The sequence below is a fragment of the Shewanella sp. HL-SH5 genome, assembly GCF_051163755.1.
In the GTDB taxonomy this organism is placed as follows: domain Bacteria; phylum Pseudomonadota; class Gammaproteobacteria; order Enterobacterales; family Shewanellaceae; genus Shewanella; species Shewanella glacialimarina.
This window is the reverse complement of the sequence record NZ_CP195038.1, coordinates 3,918,470-3,944,184: the sequence shown is the minus strand read 5'-3', so window position 1 is coordinate 3,944,184 and position 25,715 is coordinate 3,918,470. Positions and strand designations below refer to the sequence as shown.

Genomic DNA, 25,715 nt, shown 5'->3' with positions numbered 1-25,715 from the left:
GGAGAAAGATCATGGCAAGATACTTGGGTCCTAAGCTCAAGCTCAGCCGCCGAGAAGGTACAGACCTTTTCTTAAAAAGCGGTGTGAGAGCAATCGAATCAAAGTGTAAGCTGGAAACTGCACCTGGACAACATGGCGCTCGTAAGCCACGTTTGTCTGAGTATGGTACTCAGTTACGCGAGAAACAAAAAGTTCGTCGTATTTACGGTGTGTTAGAAAAGCAATTCCGTAACTACTACAAAGAAGCTGCACGTTTAAAAGGTAATACAGGTGAAAACTTGTTACAACTTTTAGAAGTCCGCCTAGATAACGTAGTTTATCGTATGGGTTTCGGTTCTACTCGTGCAGAATCACGTCAGCTAGTAAGCCATAAATCTATTATGGTTAACGGTCGTGTAGTTAACATTCCGTCATTCAAAGTGTCTGCGAATGATGTTGTAAGCATCCGTGAAAAATCACGCACTCAAGCTCGTATTAAAGCGGCTTTAGAAGTGGCTGGTCAACGCGAAAAGCCTACATGGGTAGAAGTCGACAATGCGAAAATGGAAGGTGCTTTCAAGCGTCTACCAGAACGTAGCGATTTGTCTGCGGATATTAACGAACAGCTGATCGTCGAGCTTTACTCTAAGTAAAGCTAACAAACAAGAGAGGACACAATGCAGGGTTCTGTTACAGAATTTCTTAAACCGCGTCTCGTTGAAATTGAGCAGGTTAATTCAACTCGCGCCAAAGTTACACTAGAACCGCTAGAACGTGGTTTTGGCCATACCTTAGGTAACGCGTTGCGTCGCATCCTATTGTCATCTATGCCTGGCTGTGCTGTTACAGAAGTCGAGATAGATGGCGTACTGCACGAATATAGCAGTAAGGAAGGCGTACAAGAAGATATCCTTGAGATATTGTTAAATCTTAAAGGTTTAGCGGTAACTATCGAGGGTAAAGACGAGGCTATGCTTACGTTAAGTAAGTCCGGCACAGGCCCTGTTACAGCAGCAGATATCACACATGATGGCGATGTTACCATCATGAATCCTGATCATATTATCTGTCATTTGACTGGTAATAATGACATCAGCATGCGTATCCGTGTTGAACGTGGTCGTGGTTATGTACCTGCTTCGGCTCGTGCACAAACCGAAGACGATGATCGTCCAATCGGTCGCCTGTTGGTTGATGCGTCTTTCTCACCTGTTGCTCGCATTGCATACAATGTAGAAGCGGCTCGTGTTGAACAGCGCACAGACTTAGATAAGCTCGTAATTGATATGACCACTAATGGTACTATCGATCCTGAGGAGGCAATTCGTCGCTCAGCAACTATTTTAGCCGAACAGCTAGATGCGTTTGTTGATTTACGTGAGCCTGCTGCTAAGCCTGAGGAAGATGATAAACCGGAATTCGATCCGATATTGTTGCGTCCTGTCGACGATTTAGAGCTAACTGTACGTTCGGCTAACTGTTTGAAAGCCGAAGCGATTCATTACATCGGTGATCTGGTACAACGCACTGAAGTTGAGTTGTTGAAAACCCCTAACTTAGGTAAGAAATCACTTACTGAAATTAAGGACGTTTTAGCATCTCGCGGACTGTCGTTAGGTATGCGTCTTGAAAACTGGCCTCCAGCTAGTTTAGCAGACGACCTATAAGTCTCAGGTTAGTACAGATTAAGGTTATAAGGATTAGTCATGCGCCATCGTAAGAGTGGTCGTCAACTAAATCGTAACAGCAGTCATCGCCAAGCTATGTTCCGTAACATGGCATGCTCACTAGTTCGTCATGAGATAATCAAGACAACTGTAGCAAAAGCGAAAGAATTGCGTCGCGTAGTTGAACCTCTAATAACATTAGCTAAAGTAGACAGCGTTGCAAATCGCCGTTTAGCTTTCGCTCGTACCCGCGACGCTGAAGTTGTAGGTAAGTTATTTACTGAATTGGGTCCACGCTTCCAGGAACGTCCTGGTGGTTACACTCGTATTCTTAAGTGCGGTCTTCGTACCGGTGATAAAGCCCCAATGGCTTACATCGAGTTAGTAGGTCGTCCTGAAGCTGCTGAAGCTGTTGAAGTTGAAGCTGCAGAGTAATTAATTTTTAATTACTTATTCAAAACCGAGCCTAGGCTCGGTTTTTTTATATCCACTTTTCAGCTTTCTTATCCTTTGTTTTATTCTACTTAACCTCAGCTCGGGTTAAGAATGAATAAACGGTATTGAAATAGTCAAAATTCAACTGTTTACCCTCAAACTTAAGCTTTGCGCTGTTAACAAGGCGAATTTATGCGTCAATAGCGAGCTATTGCAAATGAATTCAACACAGTTAGCGGGGCAAAGATCTGTTTGATATGCATTTATTATCCCGAGCTGAGGTTTCTTAGTATTTTCTGCAATTTTTAACGTTCACAGTAGTCTTCAGTAACTAACAAAGGGTTAATATCAGTTGTTATCAAGTGTCTAATCTAATGAAAATATACAGTTTAGTAAGCTTTCAGTAGCCTCAGCATGCACATCGGAACGCAGCATAAGCGTTTGTTGCACTCTCAAACATGCTAAATCGACAATTTGTCTTTATTTTATGAAATTCAATTATGATTTGGCTTTCTGATGTCTATTTGGAGCTGTAATAATTATGTTTATTTTGCGGTTACCTTAGTTCCACTTACTCGTAAATAAGTCGATGAGGATTGTCATGTTCGCCAGATTTAGAATTGATATCTAAAGGTTCGAATATCGTTTTCGAGTCACCTGCGCTACAGAATAGGATGAATAACAGCTACCAATGCTAGCGACATATAAGCTTGAAGTTAATGCCTCTTCAGCTCGATCACTACAAGCAAAATTTGAGTCGTTGTGGAAGTTATTCGGATATTACACTGACGTAACGATTTCAGCAGTTTTAAATCTGAATCGGTTCCCGTAAGCGGTTATGGGAATTCTTACAGAAGCAGACAATGCGTTTATAAATTACATTACTGAATATTGCAGTGAACCTCTACCCCATCAATATAATGATGGGTAACGCCAAATGAGTCAGACCGTTTATATTGGAATCGCACTAAAACCGCGGCTAATTTAACTTGACCAATATTTTATACGAATATAAAAAAGACCGAATCTTTTGGATTCAGTCTTTTTATTTAAAGAGATTATTTATCTAGTTATAAGAACCAATATCTATTTCAACTCTATTAATTTATAGGCTTTGAATTTGTAGTTTTTCAATATAAGTTACTGGTATTTATAGCCCTTTGGCTCTGCGCCTTCTGGATAATCTAATTTTTTGTGGGTTTGTCCCATTGCTTCAGCAACTTCTGGTGGCATATAATTTTCATCATGCTTTGCAAGTACTTCAGTTGCTTCCAGCTTACCTGATTCCACTAATACGCCTTGAGCGACTATTCCCTGGCCTTCGCGGAATAAATCTGGAAGAAGATCGTCAAATGTCACAATGATTTCGCCACCTACTGAGTCATGTACCGCGAATTCCACATGTAAACTGCTTGGGTCGCGTATCATAGAGCCAACAGTGACCATGCCGCCTACGCGAATACGCTGTCCAATCTCTGGCTTAACTCCAGTGTCATTCTTACCATGTACAATTTCATATGGTGTATAAAACAAGTTCAAATTGGTATTTAACGCGTACAGTAAAAGTGAAGCGACACCTGCGACACCTGCGATTAAAGCTACTGCCAGTGTGAGTCTTTTTTTACGTCTTGGGTTCACGATTTATTACCTCTCGATTCTTTTAATCGTTCTTCTCTGATGATCTTTTTAGATATCTCAATAAGAACTTTTTTCCTTTGGCTAAGACTATGAATGATCAAAATAGCCAAACTGCCAAATGTTACACCGTAAGCTAACCATACAAAGAACGCATAGCCGCCCATATCTAAAAATTCTGCTAATGTATCGAATTGCATTATTTTGTCGCCTCCGCGTTAGCTAAATCACGAACCCAAGGACGCATTCCGTTACGTGCCAATACTTCTGCTCTATATCTTACTATGGTTAATGCTCCTATCATCATGCCAAATCCAGCAATATTGATAAGCAGTGGATAGAGCATATCTCCAGTCATTGTAGATTTTTCTGTAATCTTGATTGTGGCAGGTTGATGTAAGCTGCTCCACCATTCAACTGAATACTTGATAATTGGAATATTGATTACCCCAACGATGGCCAATATGCCTGCAGCTCTGCCTGCCAATACTTTGTCCTCAAATGAGGCGTAAAGTGCAATAACACCCAAGTAAAGGAATAATAGTACTAGTTCTGAAGTTAAACGAGCATCCCAAACCCACCATGTACCCCACATAGGTTTTCCCCATGCAGCGCCAGTAAATAATGCGATAAAAGTAATAACTGCTCCAATTGGGGCAATAGATGCCGCAGCCCAATCGGCGGCTTTAATCTGCCAGACGATACCAATAAATGAAGCGGTTGCCATCCCCATGTAGGCTGCCATTGACATGGATGCTGCAGGAACATGTATATATATAATTCTAAAACTATCACCCTGTTGATAATCCATCGGAGCATATAACAAGCCCCATGTCGTACCAACACCTATCATTGCAATTGCTAAACATGCAAACCAGGGCAACATTTTTCCTGCTAGATTATAAGATCGCTCAGGGTCTGCATATGAATTAAGCCATTTCCACATCTTATTCCACATATTAATTTGTACTCACACGTAAGGAGGCGCCAATTGCAAAAGGTGCCATAATTAAAGAACCAACCAGCATAGCGCCAATAATCGCTAGCTGACCATCATAAGGTAAATTCATCCCTGCCGCATCGATAGCACTTGTAGCAAAAATCAACACCGGTATATATAAAGGCAATATTAATAAGGTCAGTAATACGCCACCTTTACTGAGCCCAACAGTAAGAGCCACACCAATTGCACCTAATAGTGACAGGACAGGTGTTCCCAACGCTAAGGTAGCCATTAAAGCAACATAGCTATTACCTTCTAAATGAAGCAATACCGCTAATAATGGTGATACGAGTATTAATGGCACACCCGTTAAAATCCAATGAGCTAAGACCTTAGCCAATACCATAATAGCGAGCGGCTGAGGACTAAGTAACATTTGCTCTAAGCTACCGTCGCTGTAATCCGCTTTAAAGAGCCTTTCCAGTGACAGCATTGATGCCAGTAGAGCTGCTACCCATATTATTCCTGGAGCTACACGTGTTAGTACTTGCGGTTCTGGTCCAATTCCTAGTGGGAATAGAGTTACCACCATAATAAAAAATAACAGTGGGTTAAATATGTCACCACGATGTCTAACCGCAATTTTCAAATCACGTTTTAACAAGGTCACAAACGCGCTGCTGTAGCTAATACCTCTGTTCATTATTGAGCCTTATATAAAACGATAATCGAGAGTGATTTTACGAAGATTAGGCTCAGTAATTAAACTCATATCTTGATGAGTTGTGATAATTACGCATCCACCGCGATTAGCATGCTCCATAAAGAGTTGCTCCAGCTCTTCAACACCTTTTTTATCGATCGCAGTAAAAGGCTCATCCAATATCCATATTTTACAATTGGTATGCCATAATCTTGCTAACGCTGTTCTTCGGTGTTGCCCTGCAGACAGATGTCCTGCTAATGCTTCTTCAAACCCGCTTAAGTTTACTTTGGCTAAAATGTCAGACGTTCTATAGTCATCATAACCACTGATTCTTAAATTGAAGTTAAGATTTTCTTCTGCGGTTAATTCACTTTTAACGCCGGCTAGGTGCCCTAAATAAAGTAAATTTTCATTAAACTCATCACGCGATCGAATGATGTTGTGTTTCAAATACAGCACATCCCCGGAATAGGGACGAGATAAGCCTGCTAGAATACGTAATAAGCTTGTTTTTCCGGAGCCATTCGGACCTTCAATTTGAACGATATCCCCAGGCATGATATCAAAGCTAAGCTCGTCAAATAATAAACGCTCTTCGCGGATGCATGTTAGGTTGTTTGCACTGATCAAGGGAGTGGATGATGTTATTTTTGTCACTGAGCCCTCTATTTAATCGACTAATAAAGATTAAAAGATATTAACATAAACAGTATTATGCAGTTAACTTTAGCTATCATTAAGTGTCCGCAATTTGATGTAGTTCCAATAAAATTACTAAAATGCGAGTTTTTTCAACATTTGCTAATATATTACTTGAACTGGTTAATATTGGTTGATTTGAATGCCAAGGTGAGATTGTTATCACAAAAAGGTGAGATTTTTTGCAGTATGTAGTAATCTAGTAGAGCTAAAAATAGTCTGCCTTCTAAAAATAACAGGCAGCGTTGAGCTTTGTATTTATTTGCAATTAGGAACGTTGAACATGAAAAAATTGTTAGCAATGACTGCAGTAGCTGCCTTAACTTTGTCTGCGAATGTATTTGCTCAAGAAGGTGAAGCTGTATATAACAAGGCATGTCAAGTATGTCACAGCATGGGTGTGGCCGGTGCGCCTAAATCTCATGATGTTGCTGCTTGGGAACCTCGTTTAGCCAAGGGTGTTGATGTACTATTAAACTCTGTTAAGACAGGTTTAAATGCAATGCCACCAGGTGGTATGTGTACTGACTGTTCTGATGAAGATTACAAGAACGCTATTGAGTTCATGTCTAAGTAATACTTCTTTAAGAATATAAAAACCGGCCTAATAGCCGGTTTTTTTATGGATGTCTGACAGCAAATTTGCGTAGACCTCTATTAAGGTGAACCTAATAAGTTCGCCTTAATCTAAGTTATTGAACTATTGTATCTAATACGAGCGTGGTTTTACCGCCGACTTTAACAGCATCTACAGTACCTTTCATGTCACCCGCTTGTGGTTTGACGCTGCCATGTTTTGATAGCACGGCTATAATCTCAACTTCGCTAGCACCACTTAATTTTACATCCCCTCCCATAGAAGTACTATCGTCTAAGGTAATGGTCAATGGTAAATCACTAGCATTGACTTTAGTCGCTGCTAAAGGCACTTTTGGCCCTTGAGTTGCGCGAGCAAAAATAAATACTTGATCATTTGGCCCAACCTTAGACGCTAATTCCGGTGCAACTTCGACCATAACACTGACAGTTTTTGCAATTGTTGTACCTGCTTCAGTGGCGGTATTTTTAACAGCACTGTGGGCATCATCATTTGGCATGGCTCCCGTATCTGATTGCATACTCATTTTAGCAGACTGAATAGCATTCATTAATGCTGTGCGGTCAACATCACTACGGTCACTATCTAAAATAGCTTGCCATGCATTAATTGCATCTTGATATTGAGCATTAAAAAAGGCGTCCATTCCGACAAGTAATAATGTAGATGGGTCTTGTGCATCCAAAGCTAATGACTGCTCAATAATAGCCTGAATATCTGGCGTGAGCTTCTGACCTGCCTGGTAATACATCGCCGTTGCTTTAGGGCCTAGTAATTCAGCGTGGGTTCCGACTAACTCCATGACTTTATCGAATGCAGCAACAGCTTTATTATATTGGTTTGCTGAAATATAAGCATGACCTAGGCTAAACCATGCTTGGCTGTTTTCAGGAGCTTGTTGAACCTCTGCCTCCATCATCTGCACACGCTGAGCCATAATTTGTTCATTACTCATGCCTTGATGCGGATTATTAGCTTGTGGCGGATTTGCCAGTTCATTATATGCACCAAGCTGCTGATAGAAGTAACCTGTTAGTCCCAACACTACTATGGTCATCAAAGAGGGCCATAAAATACCTTTTGGTTTTGCAGCAGCAAGTGAGTCATCACCCTTATGCTTCATATCCTGCAATAAACTAATTTCTAGTTCCTGCTTTAATGCGTCAAATTCATTCTGATCATGTAAATCGTTTTGTAATTCTTTCTCAAGAATGCCTAAACGTTCATTAAAAAGTTCAAGGTTAGTTTGTTTACGGACGCCAGACTCTTCAGCTTGAAGTAGCTTTGTCTGACGAAAATGAGGTACCCAAATCATCATTAAACCGATAATAAGGACAAGCGCGATAAGAATCCAAAATGTGGTCATCGTTTCAATATTCACTTTTAGTTTATAGGAAAGCGGGGGTTCCGCTGAGCTTGATTAGACGATTATACGTAAAGATTATTAATTGAATAGTAATATAAGGAAGATATAAAGCTCAAACTTGAGAGTTGAGCACTGGTTCACAATTTAAAATGTGAACATTAAATGGTAAGAAACTTTAGATCATTTTGTTAGTCTTATCGCTGTGTGATTGTGATTAGAGACTTTTGATCCTACAGCGTACCGATAATGAGACAAGTAACCCAGTTTTGCACGAAAGTGGCAGACATGTGAGCTGGCAAGCTCTAAAATGATTTAAAATTCGCTTAAGCTAATGTGAGTATAGTAACGTATGCTCATCACCTGCATTAACGTGGTTTGTTGATATCAAATCAATGTTTTTATAACTAAGGAATACCCATGATTCCAGAAATTGGACATTTTTCACTGATAATAGGTTTGGCATTTGCCATGTTATTAGCCAGTGTTCCATTAATAGGTGCTGCCAAGAAAGATGCATATTTAGTGAGATATGCCTGGCCTCTTGCGTACGGTATGTTTTTCTTCATTCTAGTTTCAGTAGTTATATTAGGCTACAGCTTCGCGGTGGATGACTTTTCAGTCGCCTATGTTGCACATCATTCAAATTCACAATTACCCATCTTCTTTAAAATTGCTGCAGTATGGGGCGGTCATGAAGGTTCATTATTATTCTGGGTATTCTCATTGTCAGTGTGGGCAACAGCTGTAGCCATGTTCAGTAAAGGCTTAGAAGAAGTCTTTACTGCGAGGGTGCTAGCAGTACTAGCCATGATTATTGTTGGTTTCACCTTGTTTATGGTTCTAACCTCAAGTCCATTTGAGCGTATATTTCCAATTCCAATGGAAGGACGTGACTTAAATCCAATGTTGCAAGATGTGGGGCTAATCTTCCACCCACCTATGTTATACCTTGGTTATGTAGGTTTCTCAGTAAGCTTTGCTTTTGCTATTGCAGCATTAATGAGTGGTAGTTTAGATTCAGCTTGGGCTCGTTGGTCTCGTCCTTGGACGTTGGCTGCTTGGGTGTTCTTAACCGGTGGTATCTCACTAGGCTCTTGGTGGGCATACTATGAATTAGGCTGGGGTGGTTGGTGGTTCTGGGATCCAGTTGAAAATGCTTCTTTTATGCCTTGGCTAATAGGTACAGCATTGGTTCACTCTTTAGTGGTAACTGAAAAGCGTGGTGCATTCCGCAATTGGACTGTTTTGCTATCAATCTTTGCTTTCTCATTAAGCTTACTGGGTACCTTTATTGTGCGTTCCGGTGTACTCACATCGGTGCATTCATTTGCAGCAGATCCAAGCCGTGGTATGTTTATTCTGCTTCTACTGGCTATTGCCGTTGGTGGCTCTTTAACTCTGTTTGCTTTCCGTGCCAGCGAAATGAGCAGTCCTGCTCGATTTGAGCTCAAGTCTAAAGAAACCATGTTGTTGGTTTGTAACGTGCTATTAACTGTAGCTGCCGGTACCGTGCTACTTGGAACCTTATATCCGCTGCTTATAGATGCGCTCGGTATGGGTAAAATTTCTGTAGGACCTCCATATTTCAACGCGGTATTCGTTCCAATCGTGTTAGTACTGTTTGGCTTTATGGGTATTGGTCCAATCATTCGCTGGAAGAAATCAAAGCAAGGCGAGATCAAGCGTCAATTACTTGTGCCTGCAATGGTTGCAGCAGTGATCGGTTTGTCTGTACCTTTCCTCATGGGCGGCGAATTCAATATATGGGTTGTACTTGGCATTACTGCGGCAACATGGGTGACATTATCGACATTCCGCGCTGCATACAATATGGTTAAAGGAACAGATGGCAGCATCAGTTTAACCCGTATTGGGCGTAGCCAACTTGGAATGATCATGGCCCACTTAGGTATTGCCGTCTCAATTGTTGGTGCCACTATGGTGTCGAACTACTCAATAGAGAAAAGTGTTCGCATGGGGCCAGGAATCAGTCAAGAGTTAGCGGGTTACACATTCAAGTATCTTGAAACTAAGAATGTCGTTGGACCAAACTACACAGCACAACAAGGTCAAATAGAAATCTATCAAGATGATAAATACATTACCTTATTAAAACCGGATCGTCGTCAATATAATGTTCGTACAATGGACATGACAGAAGCCGGTATCGATTGGGGTTTATTCCGTGACCTATATGTCACCATGGGTGACCCAATCAGTGCGACCGAGTTTGCTGTACGTCTAAACTACAAACCTTTTGTACGTTGGTTATGGTTCGGATCAATCTTTATGATGATTGGTGGTTTCCTTGCTGCATCAGATAAGCGTTATCGCGTAAAGAGCACGGCTGCCGAAGTAAACGACAAAGCAAAAGAAAAGTTAGCGACAGCTTAAAAACGGAGTATTTATGAAAAAGTTGGTGCTGTTTATACCTCTAGCCTTATTTTTGGTGATGGGAATATTCTTATATCAAGGTTTATTCCTTAATCCACAAAAGCTGGATTCAGCATTAGAAGGGAAGCCGGTGCCGGCTTTCCAACTTGAGAGACTTGAAACCCCTGGTGAACTGTTGACTGAAGCTGATTTAAAAGGTCAAGTTTCATTATTAAACGTGTGGGCCACCTGGTGTCCTGCATGTAAATATGAACATCCTTTTTTAACTATGTTGTCTCGTCGTAATATTATGCCTATATATGGTATTAATTATCGTGACGAGCGAGCACTGGCAATAAAAGAGCTACAGCGCGAAGGGGATCCATATACGATCAACTTTTATGATAAAGATGGTCGTTTAGGTTTGGATCTCGGGGTATATGGTGCGCCAGAAACATTTATCATTGATCATAATGGCATTATACGATTTCGCTATGCAGGCCCAATTGATCAAAATATTTGGCAAGATACCTTATATCCAATGGTTCAGCAGCTACAAGCTGAAGCTAAAGCGGATGGAGCAGCGTAATGAAATTAGTTAATTTATCGTTCGCGTTAGTTATTGGTTTGTTATCGAGTGTAGTGGTCCATGCCACACCAGTAGATACCTATGAATTCAAAACACCCAGTAATCAAAAGCGTGCTATTTCACTCGCACATGAGTTGCGTTGCCCACAATGTCAAAACCAAAACTTAGTTGATTCTAATTCGCCAGTCGCTCAAGATTTGCGATTAGAAGTTTATAAGATGGTTGATGATGGTAAGTCAGATGAGCAAATTGTAGAGTTCATGACAAGTCGTTATGGTGACTTTGTACTTTATAAACCGCGACTTGATCCAAAAACATATGTTCTTTGGATTGGTCCTTTTGCGCTGCTATTTATAGGTTTCATTGTTGGCGCGATACTTATTCGTCGCCAGAGAAATGTAAAATATGCCCATGCCGAGATGTCAGCTGAAGATAAACAGCAGCTTGATGAATTACTAAAACGTAATAAATAACCTCAGTCCAGAATATAAAGACTTTTCAAACCGCTCTTTGTTTTGTTAACAGCGTTACATCAACGTGCTTTGCTTTCAAAACAAATAGCAAGTTTGCGATAAAATAGGCTAAACGTGTAGGGTTTAGCCTATTGACTGTATCTCTTAACCCGACTTGAGGTTAAATAATGATATCGAAAAAAAAACTTGTTGTTGTAGCCTCTATTATTAGTGCTAGCATGCTGCTAATAGAAAGCGGTGTAGCCTACCCAGGTATGCAACCTAGTCAAAAACCAGTATCTCAAACCAGTTTGGATAAAATCATCATCCTGGAGCAACCTTTTCCCATCGCCCAAGCTAACTTCAGCCAATTGAATAATGATCAAATAGATTTTGAAGCCTTCAAAGGTAAAGTCATCTTAGTGAATATGTGGGCGACATGGTGTCCCCCTTGTGTCAGAGAACTTCCAGCACTAGACAGGCTTGCCAAAAAAATAGATCAAACCCAATACATGTTGTTACCTATATCAATTGATGGCGATGGCCAAGTGATAGTGCAACCATTTTTGCAATCGATAGGTCTACCAAAATTCGAATCTTATTTTGATCCCAAGCAAAATCTTCGTGAAGTGTTCCCGTTAGAAACAATTCCGGCGACTTTTATATTAAATCCGCAAGGGGAACTGGTAGCTTATGTACGTAGTTATGTTGATTGGGACGATGAGAACGCTATAACCTTCTTAAAGCAGTTTTACACCACAACAGGAAAAGTGGTCGATTAGTATTCTTTTTGGTGCCTAATTAAACGATTTAGATCGTGTTAGGTTAAAAGATCGTCAAGCGATCTTTTTTTATATAAAAACTTTATAAAAGGGGTTGCACTGCCTCAGAATCTCCCTATAATGCGCATCCACTGACACGGCACAGCGCGAAAGCAAAGTGGCGAGTTAGGTTAATTTGAAAGGATAAAAACTTCGGTTTCATCATCAAATCAACAGCGAAAAGAAAGTTTGAAAAAACACTTGACGCTGACAACAGGGTCTGTAGAATACGCAGCCCAAGCCAACGACCTAGCGTCCAACGGCGATGTTTGAAAAATCAACATCAACGCTCTTTAACAACTTAAACAAGAAATCTGTGTGGACATTCACAGGTATTGAGTTATTCGAAATTGTCTTCTGTTCTTCGGAATGTTGGCAATCAAAAAATTTAAACTCAATGCAACGATGAATGTTCATAGCAATATGTACAAAAAGACTTTGTTAGCTTCGGTTAATAAAGCAATCAGAATTCATTGAGCCGAAACCTTCGGGTTTCAAAAAACTTTAATTGAAGAGTTTGATCATGGCTCAGATTGAACGCTGGCGGCAGGCCTAACACATGCAAGTCGAGCGGCAGCGGGAAGATAGCTTGCTATCTTTGCCGGCGAGCGGCGGACGGGTGAGTAATGCCTAGGGATCTGCCCAATCGAGGGGGATAACAGTTGGAAACGACTGCTAATACCGCATACGCCCTACGGGGGAAAGGAGGGGACCTTCGGGCCTTTCGCGATTGGATGAACCTAGGTGGGATTAGCTAGTTGGTGAGGTAATGGCTCACCAAGGCGACGATCCCTAGCTGTTCTGAGAGGATGATCAGCCACACTGGGACTGAGACACGGCCCAGACTCCTACGGGAGGCAGCAGTGGGGAATATTGCACAATGGGCGAAAGCCTGATGCAGCCATGCCGCGTGTGTGAAGAAGGCCTTCGGGTTGTAAAGCACTTTCAGTAGGGAGGAAAGGCAGTAGTTTAATAAACTATTGCTGTGACGTTACCTACAGAAGAAGGACCGGCTAACTCCGTGCCAGCAGCCGCGGTAATACGGAGGGTCCGAGCGTTAATCGGAATTACTGGGCGTAAAGCGTGCGCAGGCGGTTTTTTAAGCCAGATGTGAAAGCCCTGGGCTCAACCTAGGAATTGCATTTGGAACTGGGGAACTAGAGTCTTGTAGAGGGAGGTAGAATTTCAGGTGTAGCGGTGAAATGCGTAGATATCTGAAGGAATACCGGTGGCGAAGGCGGCCTCCTGGACAAAGACTGACGCTCATGCACGAAAGCGTGGGGAGCAAACAGGATTAGATACCCTGGTAGTCCACGCCGTAAACGATGTCTACTCGGAGTTTGGTGACTTAGTCACTGGGCTCCCAAGCTAACGCATTAAGTAGACCGCCTGGGGAGTACGGCCGCAAGGTTAAAACTCAAATGAATTGACGGGGGCCCGCACAAGCGGTGGAGCATGTGGTTTAATTCGATGCAACGCGAAGAACCTTACCTACTCTTGACATCCAGAGAATTCGCTAGAGATAGCTTAGTGCCTTCGGGAACTCTGAGACAGGTGCTGCATGGCTGTCGTCAGCTCGTGTTGTGAAATGTTGGGTTAAGTCCCGCAACGAGCGCAACCCCTATCCTTATTTGCCAGCGAGTTATGTCGGGAACTTTAGGGAGACTGCCGGTGATAAACCGGAGGAAGGTGGGGACGACGTCAAGTCATCATGGCCCTTACGAGTAGGGCTACACACGTGCTACAATGGCGTATACAGAGGGTTGCAAAGCCGCGAGGTGGAGCTAATCTCACAAAGTACGTCGTAGTCCGGATTGGAGTCTGCAACTCGACTCCATGAAGTCGGAATCGCTAGTAATCGTGAATCAGAATGTCACGGTGAATACGTTCCCGGGCCTTGTACACACCGCCCGTCACACCATGGGAGTGGGCTGCAAAAGAAGTGGGTAGTTTAACCTTCGGGAGAACGCTCACCACTTTGTGGTTCATGACTGGGGTGAAGTCGTAACAAGGTAGCCCTAGGGGAACCTGGGGCTGGATCACCTCCTTACCTATACGACTAACTCAATACCTAAAGTGCAGAGATGCATGTGAGTGTTCACACAGATTACTTGTTAACTTCTTCGGAAGTAGAGTGAAACACACCGCTTGCCGGTTAAGTGTTGTTCTTTAACAATTTGGAAAGCTGATAGTACTAACTAAAGGCGCATGAATGATGATTCGTTGTCGTTTGTGTGATTACGTTAGTGCGAAAATAATATTGATGCGAAAGCATCAGTATCTTGAGTTCTCAAAACACTGTTTAAGTGTCTTGAATATTCTAAAAACTAAGGCGAGTCACACTTCCTGGTCGGGAGTGAGACAAGTAAAAACCAGCTAGTTGCGATACAGTCTGATTAGTTCATTCTCTTGTTTACAAGGGTTGTGAAACTCATTTGGGTTGTATGGTTAAGTGACTAAGCGTATACGGTGGATGCCTTGGCAGTCAGAGGCGATGAAGGACGTAATAACTTGCGAAAAGCGTTGGCGAGCTAGTAATAAGCATTTGAGCTAACGATATCCGAATGGGGAAACCCGGCCACATAAGTGGTCATCATACAGTGAATACATAGCTGTATGAGGCGAACCTGGGGAACTGAAACATCTAAGTACCCAGAGGAAAAGAAATCAACCGAGATTCCCCTAGTAGCGGCGAGCGAACGGGGATTAGCCCTTAAGTCTATGGTGTGTTAGTGGAATGAGTTGGAAAGCTCAGCGGCACAGGGTGATAGCCCCGTACATGAAAACTAACCATAGATGAAAACGAGTAAGGCGGGACACGTGACATCCTGTTTGAATATGGGGGGACCATCCTCCAAGGCTAAATACTCCTGACTGACCGATAGTGAACCAGTACCGTGAGGGAAAGGCGAAAAGAACCCCTGTGAGGGGAGTGAAATAGAACCTGAAACCGTATACGTACAAGCAGTGGGAGCGGTTCTTGAGACCGTGACTGCGTACCTTTTGTATAATGGGTCAGCGACTTACGTTTTGTAGCGAGGTTAAGCGAATAGCGGAGCCGTAGGGAAACCGAGTGTTAACTGCGCGTTTAGTTGCAAGGCGTAGACCCGAAACCGAGTGATCTAGCCATGGGCAGGTTGAAGGTTGAGTAACATCAACTGGAGGACCGAACCGACTTATGTTGAAAAATGAGCGGATGACTTGTGGCTGGGGGTGAAAGGCCAATCAAACTCGGAGATATCTGGTTCTCCTCGAAAGCTATTTAGGTAGCGCCTCGAGCGAATACCATTGGGGGTAGAGCACTGTTAAGGCTAGGGGGTCATCCCGACTTACCAACCCTTTGCAAACTCCGAATACCAATGAGTACTACTCGGGAGACAGACAGCGGGTGCTAACGTCCGTTGTCAAAAGGGAAACAACCCAGACCGTCAGCTAAGGTCCCAAAGTGTATGTTAAGTGGGAAACGATGTGGGAAGGCTTAGACAGCTAGGATGTTGGCTTAGAAGCAGCCATCATTTAAAGAAAGCGTAATAGCTCACTAGTCGAGTCGGCCTGCGCGGAAGATTTAACGGGGCTAAACATACCACCGAAGCTACGGGTTTGCAGTTTACTGCAAGCGGTAGAGGAGCGTTCTGTAAGCGGTTGAAGGTGAAGGGGTAACCCACACTGGACGTATCAGAAGTGCGAATGCTGACATGAGTAACGATAAAGGGAGTGAAAAACTCCCTCGCCGAAAGACCAAGGGTTCCTGTCCAACGTTAATCGGGGCAGGGTGAGTCGACCCCTAAGGTGAGGCCGAAAGGCGTAATCGATGGAAAACAGATTAATATTTCTGTACCTCTGCTAACTGCGATGGAGAGACGGAGAAGGCTAGGCTAGCGCGGCGTTGGTAGTCCGCGTTTAAGGTAGTAGGCGGTGTTCTTAGGCAAATCCGGGAACACGTACTTAAATGTACACGTTGAGAGCTGATGACGAGTCACTAAGGTGATGAAGTAGTTGATGCCATGCTTCCAGGAAAATCTTCTAAGCTTCAGGTTAGTAGGGATCGTACCCCAAACCGACACAGGTGGTCGGGTAGAGAATACCAAGGCGCTTGAGAGAACTCGGCTGAAGGAACTAGGCAAAATGGTACCGTAACTTCGGGAGAAGGTACGCTGCTGTTGGTGATGGGACTTGCTCCCTAAGCTGACGGCAGTCGCAGATACCAGGTGGCTGCAACTGTTTATCAAAAACACAGCACTGTGCAAAATCGCAAGATGACGTATACGGTGTGACGCCTGCCCGGTGCCGGAAGGTTAATTGATTGGGTTATCGCAAGAGAAGCTCATGATCGAAGCCCCGGTAAACGGCGGCCGTAACTATAACGGTCCTAAGGTAGCGAAATTCCTTGTCGGGTAAGTTCCGACCTGCACGAATGGCGTAATGATGGCCACGCTGTCTCCAGCCGAGACTCAGTGAAGTTGAAATTGCGGTGAAGATGCCGTATACCCGCGGCTAGACGGAAAGACCCCGTGAACCTTTACTATAGCTTGGCACTGAACATTGAACCTACATGTGTAGGATAGGTGGGAGACTTTGAAGCTTCGTCGCTAGATGGAGTGGAGTCAATCTTGAAATACCACCCTTGTAGTTTTGATGTTCTAACTCTGGCCCCTTATCGGGGTTGAGGACAGTGCCTGGTGGGTAGTTTGACTGGGGCGGTCTCCTCCCAAAGAGTAACGGAGGAGCACGAAGGTTGGCTAAGTACGGTCGGACATCGTACGGTTAGTGCAATGGCATAAGCCAGCTTAACTGCGAGACATACACGTCGAGCAGGTACGAAAGTAGGTCATAGTGATCCGGTGGTTCTGAATGGAAGGGCCATCGCTCAACGGATAAAAGGTACTCCGGGGATAACAGGCTGATACCGCCCAAGAGTTCATATCGACGGCGGTGTTTGGCACCTCGATGTCGGCTCATCACATCCTGGGGCTGAAGTCGGTCCCAAGGGTATGGCTGTTCGCCATTTAAAGTGGTACGCGAGCTGGGTTCAGAACGTCGTGAGACAGTTCGGTCCCTATCTGCCGTGGGCGTTGGATGATTGAGGGGAGCTGCTCCTAGTACGAGAGGACCGGAGTGGACGAACCGCTGGTGTTCGGGTTGTCATGCCAATGGCATTGCCCGGTAGCTACGTTCGGAATCGATAACCGCTGAAAGCATCTAAGCGGGAAGCGAGCCCCAAGATGAGTCATCCCTAGAGCTTTAAGCTCTCTAAAGGGCCGTAGGAGACTACTACGTTGATAGGCAAGGTGTGTAAGCGTTGTGAGGCGTTGAGCTAACTTGTACTAATGACCCGTGAGGCTTAACCATACAACCCAGATGGGTTTTACTGATACGACTTAGTATTAGAATGGGACGCTTAAATAGTGTGACGAGACTCAAACTCAGATAAAGTAATCAGCTTTCCGAATTATTATTTAATGCTAGTTAAATAGCGTTAGATAAACAAAATTTGTCTGGAAACCATAGAGCTGTGGCACCACCTGATCCCATTCCGAACTCAGAAGTGAAACACAGTATCGCCGATGGTAGTGTGGGGTCTCCCCATGTGAGAGTAGGTCATTTCCAGGCGCCTAATTTCTCTTTTAAGTAAGAGAAGTCTACTGATAGTGACATATCAGCGACTTAAAAAGAATTTAGCATCGTGCGCAAGCAATTTGCTAAAGGAGCGGTAGTTCAGTTGGTTAGAATACCGGCCTGTCACGCCGGGGGTCGCGGGTTCGAGTCCCGTCCGCTCCGCCAACTTAAGACGAAGGCCTTTGCAGCAATGCAAAGGCCTTTTTCGTGTGTGTAATATTAAAAATATGGGTAATAGTTCTGTTGGTTAAGGCTTTTTCGAGACATCGATTCGAGACAGCGGCCTGTCACGCCGGAGGTCGCGGGTTCACTCTTGTTACCAGCAGCGTCCGCTTCGCCAACTTAAGACGAAGGCCTTTGCAGCAATGCAAAGGCCTTTTTCGTATCTGGAATTTGATATTATTGTTGATGTTTTGGTTTTCATCAGTCAATAAGGGCCAATTGGATAGCGTTATTTTAGATTAATGTCGTTCTTTGTCATTAATCTATTTTTACACCTTGTGTGGCTAATCTGGTGAGACTTTTTGTCCGTTATCTGTCTGATGAACCAGCTTTTTTCTTGCTAACACTTAATAGGAACAGATAAATCGATCTATTTTCTTGCTATTGCCATATTGGTTGCCTAACTTATGGGGCAATTGTTGTTATAAAGGAAAAAGCAATGAAGCTTGAGATGATTTGTACTGGTGAAGAAGTGTTATCTGGCCAGATTGTTGATACTAATGCCGCTTGGGTTGCCAATGAGCTAATGTCATTAGGTATTGAGATGCAGCAACGCACCACTGTTGGCGATAGATTAGCGGATTTAGTGGCTGCTTTCCAAGAGAGAAGTAAGCACGCTGACGTTATTTTAGTGAATGGTGGCCTAGGCCCAACCAGTGATGATATGTCAGCGCTTGCTATGGCAAAAGCGAAAGGCGAAGAGCTAATAGAGAATCAGCAATGGCGCGATCATCTAGAGAATTGGTTTACCAAAAATGGCCGTGTGATGGCGAAGAGCAACTTAAAACAAGCTTGGTTGCCTGAGTCGGCGGTGATGATCGATAACCCCGTAGGCACCGCCTGTGGTTTTAGAGTGAAGTTAAATAAGGCCTGGTTATTCTTTACTCCGGGAGTACCTTTTGAACTAAAACACATGTTCAAAGAACAATTTGTGCCATTCATTACTAAAGAGTTTGGCTCAGGTGATAACACCCAATTGCATAAACTGCTCACCATTGGCTATGGTGAATCTACTCTCGCTGATATGTTATCTGAACTTAGCTTACCCCTAGGTATCGAGCTAGGTTATCGCTCTTCTATGCCACATATTGAAATTAAAATTTTCGCCCGTGGTGATGAAGCTATTCGCGCGTTGCCTCAAGTGACAAAAGCGGTTAAGGAATGTTTAGGCACTGCCGTTGTGGCGGAAAATAAGCCGACCTTAGCTGAAGAGATCCATACAAGGTTATACCAGTCTGGTTTTAGTTTAAGTGTGGCAGAATCCTGTACTGGCGGAATGATCACCAGTCAGTTAATTGATTTCGCTGGCAGCTCATCATACCTACATCATGGCTTAGTGACCTACAGCAATGAGTCCAAGGTAAAAGTACTTGGCGTTAATCCGCAAATTTTAGATGATCACGGAGCTGTCTCTATTCAAACCGTCGAAGCAATGGCTGAAGGCGTGCGTAAAATACTCGACAGTGACTTCGCTTTAGCGACCAGCGGAATTGCTGGCCCTGAAGGTGGTTCTGATCAAAAGCCAGTCGGCACAGTTGCAATAGCACTCGCGACGCGTAATGGCATTTACAGTCAAATGGTTAAATTGCCGAGTCGCTCTCGACAGTTAGTGAGAAGCCTCAGCACTGCCGTTGCTTATGACATGTTACGTCGTGCGTTATTGGATGAAGCTGTCATAGTAGATTACCCATCAATTAGTCGATTTGAAAAATAATAACTGGTAAGGCTTGAGACTTATAGACACTTTTTATGAGACTGTAACTAATTTTGTGTAACTGCTTATCAAAACGTACTCTATTGAGAGTTAAGGATAGGCAGATACTTATGAACAAAAAAAGCGCCTATTGGCGCTTTCATTGAGTCATACTTTTTGGCCTTAAAACTTAACTACCAATTTGCCTTTTTGAACGGCGAGCTCTTTGGTCATTTTGGCCATTAACGCTTGATTTGAATCATTCATATCAAGTGTGTAAACCGGCTGACTTTCTAGAAACCCACGTAAGAAGCTCATTACCTGTGGGGTAATGGCTGTTAGTGCTTGCTCTAAATCGGCCGGGTTTGCACTGACATTAACTAAATCCAAATTGCGTAAATAGATACTTTTAGTTTCGCTGTTATACCAAGGCTGTGCTTCAAACGTTGTTTTAAGCTCAGCGCTAATTGGCATTAAGGGATTACGAATACGCACAAGAGTCGTTGCCGTTAATCCCATAGTATTAGGTTTATCACCTAAGCTGACTTGCATGTCGTTAAGCACCAAATTAATACCAATAATTTGGTTACCTTGCTTTACCTCAAAATGCATCTCTTTATTAAGGTAATTTTCTATCTCATTTTCAGTAATGCTATACTGACTGGCGCAACCAGTCAGTAGTAGCAAGGCACTGATAAAAATCAGCTTTAGTGTTTTCATTAACCTGTGTTTCTCATGCCTGCGGCAACGCCCGCGATAGTAAGCATTAGCGCCAGTTGTACATGCTTAGAAGGCTCAGCTTCCTTACGCGTACGGGCTAATAGCTCGGTTTGCAGGAAGTTTAATGGATCAATGTAAGGATTGCGAAGTTTTACTGATTCACGATTCCAGGGAGTATGCGACATTAACTCATCTGACTCAGTTAATGACAATACGGTATCAATACCCAGTTGTAATCGTTGACGTAATTTCTCACCTAAATGATGTAGTTCAGGTTTCACCAAACAGTTTTCATAATAGCGGGCTAAGTTAGGCTCTGCTTTCATGTAAACCATTTCTAGCATAGAAATTCGTGTTTCAAAAAATGGCCACTCGGCTTCCATTTCACGCAGTAATGCTAGTTCATCACGCTGAATAGCGTCATTGAGTGCTTCACCTGCACCTAACCAAGCTGGCAACATTAAGCGGTTTTGTGACCAGGCAAATATCCAAGGAATAGCACGTAAACTTTCAATGCCTCCATCAACTTTGCGTTTAGCTGGGCGGCTACCTAATGGTAATTTACCCAGTTCAACTTCTGGTGTTGCTGCACGGAAGTAAGGCACAAAATCCTTTTCTTCACGTACGATACCGCGATAATGCAGCACAGATTCATCGGCAATCCGCTGCATACAATCACGCCAAGCTTTTTTCGGCTCAGGTGGCGGTAATAAAGTGGCTTCCATTACGGCTGAGGTATAAAGCGCTAAACTTTGTACCGCTAATTTTGGTAAGCCAAATTTAAAGCGGATCATCTCACCTTGTTCAGTCACACGGATACGGCCATCTACTGAACCCGGCGGTTGAGATAGAATGGCTTTGTGAGCAGGCCCGCCCCCACGTCCGATAGAACCCCCACGGCCATGGAACAACATCAGTTTGACGTTGGCTTTATTACACACTGCGACTAACTGCTCCTGTGCGCGATACTGCGCCCAGGCAGCGGCCATCACACCGGCGTCTTTAGCTGAGTCAGAATAACCAATCATGACTTCTTGCATGCCTTTGGTGTATCCACGATACCAATCGATATTCAATAAAGACTCAATACAGCTAGCGGCATTGGTTAAATCTTCTAAGGTTTCAAATAATGGCACTACGCGCATTGGATGGCTGCAACCAGTTTCTTTTAATAACAATAAAACAGTCAACACATCTGATGGCTTACCCGCCATTGAAATAACATATGATCCCAAAGACTCTTTAGGCTGTTTGGCAATCAGTTCACAGGTTTTGATGACTTCAGCAACATCTTCGCTTGGCTGCCAATTAGCCGGAATTAAAGGACGACGATTAGTGAGCTCGCGCAGCAAGAATGCTTGCTTTTCATTTTCATCCCAGTGATTGTAATCACCTAAACCTAAATAACGGGTCAGCTCGGCAATCACATCGCTGTGACGAGTAGAATCTTGGCGAATATCCAAACGCAGCATATGAATACCAAAGCTGGCTAGACGACGTAAAATATCGAGCAGTAATCCATTGGCAATCAATTTCATGCCGCTGTCACATAAACTGTTATAAAGCAGTTCTAATGGCGCTTGCAGATCCGCTTGTTGCCAAATCAGTTCACTGGTATCAACATCAGGAAAACGACCTTCAAGTCGAATGTTCAAGTAATCAATTGTTTTACGCAGTTTACAACGTAATTGGCGTAACACTTCACGGTATGGCTCATTGCTATTGTTAGTGAGTTCAAGCAGTTCTGGCGTTGCTTGCTCCATAGATAATTCACCGACTAAGGCAACGATGTCTTTTAAATACAAACGTGCAGCAGCATGACGATTTCGGTCTAATACTTCTTGGGTGACTTTGTGAGTAACAAATGGGTTGCCATCGCGATCGCCGCCCATCCAGCTAGAAAAGCGAACAGGGGCGATGTTAATCGGTAATTCTTTACCTGTGCGCTGCTCTACTTGATCATTTAACTGACGTAGAAAGTCGGGAATAGCCTGCCATAGAGAGGTTTCAATCGTGCTTAAGCCCCAACGAGCCTCATCTACAGGTGTTGGACGCTCGCTACGAATTTCATTGGTGTGCCAAATTTGGGCAATCAATTGACGTAAACGTAAGTTGTTTTGGTTGCGCTCACGGTCTGACAGTTGGCTGTTTTCTTGATCTGTTAAACAATCGACAACCGCAGCATATTTTTGGATCAGAGTACGACGAGATATTTCAGTTGGATGAGCAGTTAAGACTAAGTCGATTTCTAATTGCTTCAAGCAATTAATCACATCATTTTCATCTAAATCAGTATTAAGAATGCGACCAAGCAGTTGCTCTACTGGGTCTGGCACACAGACTAACTCATCGCAATTACGACTTATGGTGTGGTATTGCTCGGCGATGTTAGCTAGGTTCAAAAATTGGTTAAACGCTTTAGCAAACGGCACTAATTCTTCATCTGGAAGTGAGGTCAACAATGCTAACATTTGCTCGCGAGAGGATTCATCGCCTTTGCGTGCCTGTTTTGCAAGAATTCGAATTTGTTCTACTTTCTCAAGAAATGCATCACCAAGATGGCTTTGCATTGTCTCACCTAAAATTTGGCCTAAATGTCCCACATTCGATCTCAGTGAGGCATACATATCTGCCACTTGCTCTGCCATACATACTCCAAAGTAAACTCGGTTAAACTTGTACTACTTATCTATCACAATAACCATCGTACAGTATTCGGTCAATACACAAACACCGCGTTTGGTAATTTTATTTCGTTAAAAAATTTCAACAAAAGCGGTTTTAAGGCTTTTTTGGTTAAAAATTACTTAATGCATGCGTGATAAATCATCTTTTTGATCAATTCTACTGTCGGCGTGAGATATTCTAAGCCAATAAACTCATCGGGTTGGTGGGCTTGATTAATACTCCCAGGTCCTAAAACTAAGGTTTGGCAGCCTAACTTGTTAATGTAAGGCGCTTCGGTTGAGTAGTTAACCACTTCAGCTTCATGGCCTGACAATTCAGCTACCAGTTTTGTCCATGGGTTGTCTGCTTTACCGGCAAACGATTCAGCGCCAGGATATAAAGTGCTGATACTAATACTGCCAGGGTACTCTTTATTGATATCACTTAAATAATTCAGCACCATGAGTTCAAGATCGGCCAATTCCATTCCTGGTAAAGGACGAATATCTAAGTGTAAATCACAACAACCACAAATGCGGTTAGCTGCATCACCACCGTGAATATGGCCAAAGTTCATTGTAGGGTAGGGAACGGTAAAAGCATCTTCGCGATAGTTTTCACTTAAATGCTGTTTAAGTTTCAATAACTGGCCCATGACTTTATGCATTACTTCAATGGCGTTTAATCCGCGGGCGGGGTCAGATGAATGACCACTGCGACCAATAACGCGAATACCTTGAGCTAAGTGCCCTTTATGCATATACACAGGTTTTAAGCTGGTGGGCTCGCCTATTACCGCATAATCAGGTGCAATTGCCTTTGAGTCGGCAAATGCTTTGGCACCACTCATAGTGGTTTCTTCATCGGCACTGGCAAAAATAGTCAGTGGGCGTTTAAAGTCTGCTAGAGGCATGTCTTTTAGCGCTTCAAGTACCAAGGCAAAAAAACCTTTCATGTCACAGGTGCCTAAGCCGTACCAACGATTATCTTTTTCTATTAACTCAAACGGGCTTTGGCTCCAACGACCTTCATCAAAAGGTACGGTGTCTGTGTGGCCGGCTAATAATAAGCCACCTTCCCCTTGGCCAATGCGGGCTATAAGGTTTTGTTTATTGCGTGAGTCTGCAACCGTAGGAGTTTCGCAGCTAAAGCCTAACTCGCTGAACCAATCTTGTAACAAGGCAATAACTGCATGGTTACTCATATCTTGCTCTGGCTCAAGCGCGCTGATAGATGGTGTGCCAATTAACTGTGTAAAAGCACTTTTTAGGTCAGGTAGTGTACTCATTAGTTGTCCTGTGTCTGAAATTATTGAAATACTTATTCAATAATATTGCATAAAAATTATTGTGTGCTAGTCTAGCAAACAGATGACTAAGGCACTACAACTAGAATGTAAGCAATGATAATAAATATGTGTAACTTTACTGTTAAATCCAATATACCAATAATCAGCAAGAACTTCCTGCGACGATAGTTCTAGATTAGACGTCCCCCGTCTAAATGTACTATGCTAACACTTCCATTTATGACAACAAAAGATAACAACATAATGAAAAATATCGCAATTATTGGTGCCAGTGGATACACAGGTGCACAAATTACGTCTTTGATAAATGCTGACGCTAATTTATCGGTTCAGGGGTTGTATGTGTCTGAGGGCAGTTTAGATAAAGGGCGTAAGCTAGCTGATCTTTACCCAGTGTATAGTCATATGCCTTATGTGCTTGCTCCATTAACTGACGAAGCTAAAGCGACAATTATTGCTGAAGCAGATGCCGTAGTATTGGCAACAGAGCATTCAATTAGTTTGGAATTAGCCGCTGAATTTTATAAAAAAGGCTTAGCTGTATTTGATTTAAGTGGTGCATATCGTTTTGCTGATGTCGCGCAATACCCTAAGTGGTATGGCTTTGAACATACTCACCCAGACGTACTTGCAGATGCAGTTTATGGCTTAGCTGAATGGAATAGCGAGCAAATTAAGCAAACTAAAATGATTGCTGTGCCTGGCTGTTACCCAACAGCATCATTAACCGCACTAAAACCTTTGAAGCCTTTGCTTACTGCTGCTTACCCAGTAATTAATGCGGTAAGTGGTGTTACAGGAGCGGGACGTAAAGCGCATTTACATACCAGTTTTTGTGAAGTCAGCCTGACACCTTATGGTGTATTAGGTCACAGACATCAGCCTGAAATTGCCACGCAATTAGGCCAAGAAGTGATATTTACCCCGCATTTAGGTAATTTTAAGCGTGGCATTTTGGCCACAATTACCGTGCAGTTAAAGCCTGGGACCACAGAAGCGGATGTCGCTAAAGCCTATAGTGTTTATGACAGCTCACCGATTGTGACGGTTAAGTATAATCAATTCCCTAAAGTAGACGATGTGGTACTGACACCAAACTGTCATTTAGGTTGGAAATACGACGAAAACAGTGGTTATTTAGTAGTTGCCAGTGCGATTGACAACTTAATGAAAGGTGCTGCAAGCCAAGGTTTACAGTGCATCAAAATCCACTTTGGCGTTTAAT

19 protein-coding genes, 1 tRNA gene and 3 rRNA genes are annotated in these 25,715 nt (G+C 43.1%); 14 read left to right on the top strand and 9 right to left on the bottom strand.

The window, feature by feature from the left end:
* Window positions 1-11: 11 nt before the first annotated feature.
* Genes rpsD through rplQ form a run of 3 tightly spaced genes read left to right on the top strand, consistent with a single transcriptional unit; the run spans window position 12 to window position 2,081 of the window.
* Window positions 12-632 carry a 30S ribosomal protein S4 gene (gene rpsD / locus ACRWQM_RS17225; RefSeq protein ID WP_226411974.1) on the top strand — a complete coding sequence of 207 codons (621 nt, stop codon included), beginning with the start codon at window positions 12-14 and terminating at the stop codon, window positions 630-632.
* A gap of 24 nt (window positions 633-656) precedes the next feature.
* Complete coding sequence (locus ACRWQM_RS17220; RefSeq protein WP_188843792.1) at window positions 657-1,646, top strand: DNA-directed RNA polymerase subunit alpha; 990 nt, start codon at window positions 657-659, stop codon at window positions 1,644-1,646.
* A 39-nt stretch (window positions 1,647-1,685) separates the two neighbouring features.
* Window positions 1,686-2,081 (top strand): 50S ribosomal protein L17, encoded by a 396-nt coding sequence (gene rplQ / locus ACRWQM_RS17215; RefSeq protein ID WP_226411972.1) that lies wholly within the window; start codon window positions 1,686-1,688, stop codon window positions 2,079-2,081.
* A gap of 1,140 nt (window positions 2,082-3,221) precedes the next feature.
* Here rplQ and ccmE read toward each other — a convergent pair.
* Genes ccmE through ccmA form a run of 5 tightly spaced genes read right to left on the bottom strand, consistent with a single transcriptional unit; the run spans window position 3,222 to window position 6,022 of the window.
* Window positions 3,222-3,719, bottom strand: coding sequence for a cytochrome c maturation protein CcmE (gene ccmE, locus ACRWQM_RS17210; protein WP_226411970.1), 498 nt, complete (start codon window positions 3,717-3,719; stop codon window positions 3,222-3,224).
* A complete protein-coding gene (gene ccmD / locus ACRWQM_RS17205) occupies window positions 3,716-3,916 on the bottom strand; it encodes a heme exporter protein CcmD (protein WP_226411968.1) in 201 nt (66 codons plus the stop codon). The genes ccmE and ccmD overlap by 4 nt, the downstream gene beginning before the upstream one ends.
* Window positions 3,916-4,662: a heme ABC transporter permease gene (locus ACRWQM_RS17200; RefSeq protein WP_226411966.1), complete on the bottom strand. Its 747-nt coding sequence runs from the start codon at window positions 4,660-4,662 to the stop codon at window positions 3,916-3,918. Before ACRWQM_RS17200 ends, ccmD begins: the two co-directional genes overlap by 1 nt.
* A gap of 13 nt (window positions 4,663-4,675) precedes the next feature.
* Window positions 4,676-5,362, bottom strand: coding sequence for a heme exporter protein CcmB (gene ccmB, locus ACRWQM_RS17195; RefSeq protein WP_434927801.1), 687 nt, complete (start codon window positions 5,360-5,362; stop codon window positions 4,676-4,678).
* A gap of 9 nt (window positions 5,363-5,371) precedes the next feature.
* A complete protein-coding gene (gene ccmA / locus ACRWQM_RS17190; RefSeq protein WP_434927802.1) occupies window positions 5,372-6,022 on the bottom strand; it encodes a cytochrome c biogenesis heme-transporting ATPase CcmA in 651 nt (216 codons plus the stop codon).
* A gap of 325 nt (window positions 6,023-6,347) precedes the next feature.
* Here ccmA and ACRWQM_RS17185 point away from each other — a divergent pair, with 325 nt between their 5' ends.
* Window positions 6,348-6,641, top strand: a complete 294-nt coding sequence (locus ACRWQM_RS17185; RefSeq protein ID WP_434927803.1) for a c-type cytochrome — start codon at window positions 6,348-6,350, stop codon at window positions 6,639-6,641.
* A 115-nt stretch (window positions 6,642-6,756) separates the two neighbouring features.
* On the opposite strand, the gene ccmI is transcribed toward ACRWQM_RS17185, so the two are convergent.
* Window positions 6,757-8,028: a c-type cytochrome biogenesis protein CcmI gene (gene ccmI / locus ACRWQM_RS17180; RefSeq protein WP_434927804.1), complete on the bottom strand. Its 1,272-nt coding sequence runs from the start codon at window positions 8,026-8,028 to the stop codon at window positions 6,757-6,759.
* A 417-nt stretch (window positions 8,029-8,445) separates the two neighbouring features.
* Between ccmI and ACRWQM_RS17175 the strand changes: the two genes are divergently transcribed.
* From ACRWQM_RS17175 to ACRWQM_RS17135, 9 genes are all read left to right on the top strand, one after another.
* Window positions 8,446-10,422, top strand: a complete 1,977-nt coding sequence (locus ACRWQM_RS17175; RefSeq protein WP_434927806.1) for a heme lyase CcmF/NrfE family subunit — start codon at window positions 8,446-8,448, stop codon at window positions 10,420-10,422.
* Between the two features lie 13 nt (window positions 10,423-10,435).
* Window positions 10,436-10,990, top strand: coding sequence for a DsbE family thiol:disulfide interchange protein (locus ACRWQM_RS17170; RefSeq protein WP_226411954.1), 555 nt, complete (start codon window positions 10,436-10,438; stop codon window positions 10,988-10,990).
* Window positions 10,990-11,463, top strand: coding sequence for a heme lyase NrfEFG subunit NrfF (gene nrfF / locus ACRWQM_RS17165; RefSeq protein ID WP_434927808.1), 474 nt, complete (start codon window positions 10,990-10,992; stop codon window positions 11,461-11,463). The genes ACRWQM_RS17170 and nrfF overlap by 1 nt, the downstream gene beginning before the upstream one ends.
* Before the next feature lie 167 nt (window positions 11,464-11,630).
* A complete protein-coding gene (locus ACRWQM_RS17160) occupies window positions 11,631-12,224 on the top strand; it encodes a TlpA family protein disulfide reductase (RefSeq protein ID WP_434930744.1) in 594 nt (197 codons plus the stop codon).
* Window positions 12,225-12,768: 544 nt separating this feature from the next.
* A 16S ribosomal RNA gene (locus ACRWQM_RS17155) occupies window positions 12,769-14,313 on the top strand.
* Between the two features lie 396 nt (window positions 14,314-14,709).
* A 23S ribosomal RNA gene (locus ACRWQM_RS17150) occupies window positions 14,710-17,612 on the top strand.
* A 145-nt stretch (window positions 17,613-17,757) separates the two neighbouring features.
* A 5S ribosomal RNA gene (rrf, locus tag ACRWQM_RS17145) occupies window positions 17,758-17,873 on the top strand.
* Together the 16S, 23S and 5S rRNA genes with 1 tRNA gene alongside form the textbook arrangement of a ribosomal RNA operon.
* 94 nt (window positions 17,874-17,967) lie before the next feature.
* Window positions 17,968-18,044, top strand: a tRNA-Asp gene (locus tag ACRWQM_RS17140).
* A 496-nt stretch (window positions 18,045-18,540) separates the two neighbouring features.
* The gene (locus ACRWQM_RS17135; RefSeq protein WP_434930743.1) at window positions 18,541-19,815 is read left to right on the top strand and encodes a CinA family nicotinamide mononucleotide deamidase-related protein; all 1,275 of its coding nucleotides are present in this window, start codon (window positions 18,541-18,543) and stop codon (window positions 19,813-19,815) included.
* Window positions 19,816-19,977: 162 nt separating this feature from the next.
* Here ACRWQM_RS17135 and ACRWQM_RS17130 read toward each other — a convergent pair whose 3' ends face one another.
* The 3 genes from ACRWQM_RS17130 to argE all read right to left on the bottom strand — a co-directional run bounded on the left by ACRWQM_RS17130 (window position 19,978) and on the right by argE (window position 24,469).
* A complete protein-coding gene (locus ACRWQM_RS17130) occupies window positions 19,978-20,514 on the bottom strand; it encodes a DUF1439 domain-containing protein (protein ID WP_434930742.1) in 537 nt (178 codons plus the stop codon).
* The gene (ppc, locus tag ACRWQM_RS17125) at window positions 20,514-23,162 is read right to left on the bottom strand and encodes a phosphoenolpyruvate carboxylase (protein WP_434927812.1); all 2,649 of its coding nucleotides are present in this window, start codon (window positions 23,160-23,162) and stop codon (window positions 20,514-20,516) included. Before ppc ends, ACRWQM_RS17130 begins: the two co-directional genes overlap by 1 nt.
* A gap of 155 nt (window positions 23,163-23,317) precedes the next feature.
* The gene (gene argE, locus ACRWQM_RS17120) at window positions 23,318-24,469 is read right to left on the bottom strand and encodes an acetylornithine deacetylase (RefSeq protein WP_434930741.1); all 1,152 of its coding nucleotides are present in this window, start codon (window positions 24,467-24,469) and stop codon (window positions 23,318-23,320) included.
* Between the two features lie 264 nt (window positions 24,470-24,733).
* Between argE and argC the strand changes: the two genes are divergently transcribed.
* The gene (argC, locus tag ACRWQM_RS17115) at window positions 24,734-25,714 is read left to right on the top strand and encodes an N-acetyl-gamma-glutamyl-phosphate reductase (RefSeq protein WP_434930740.1); all 981 of its coding nucleotides are present in this window, start codon (window positions 24,734-24,736) and stop codon (window positions 25,712-25,714) included.
* Window position 25,715 lies beyond the last annotated feature (1 nt).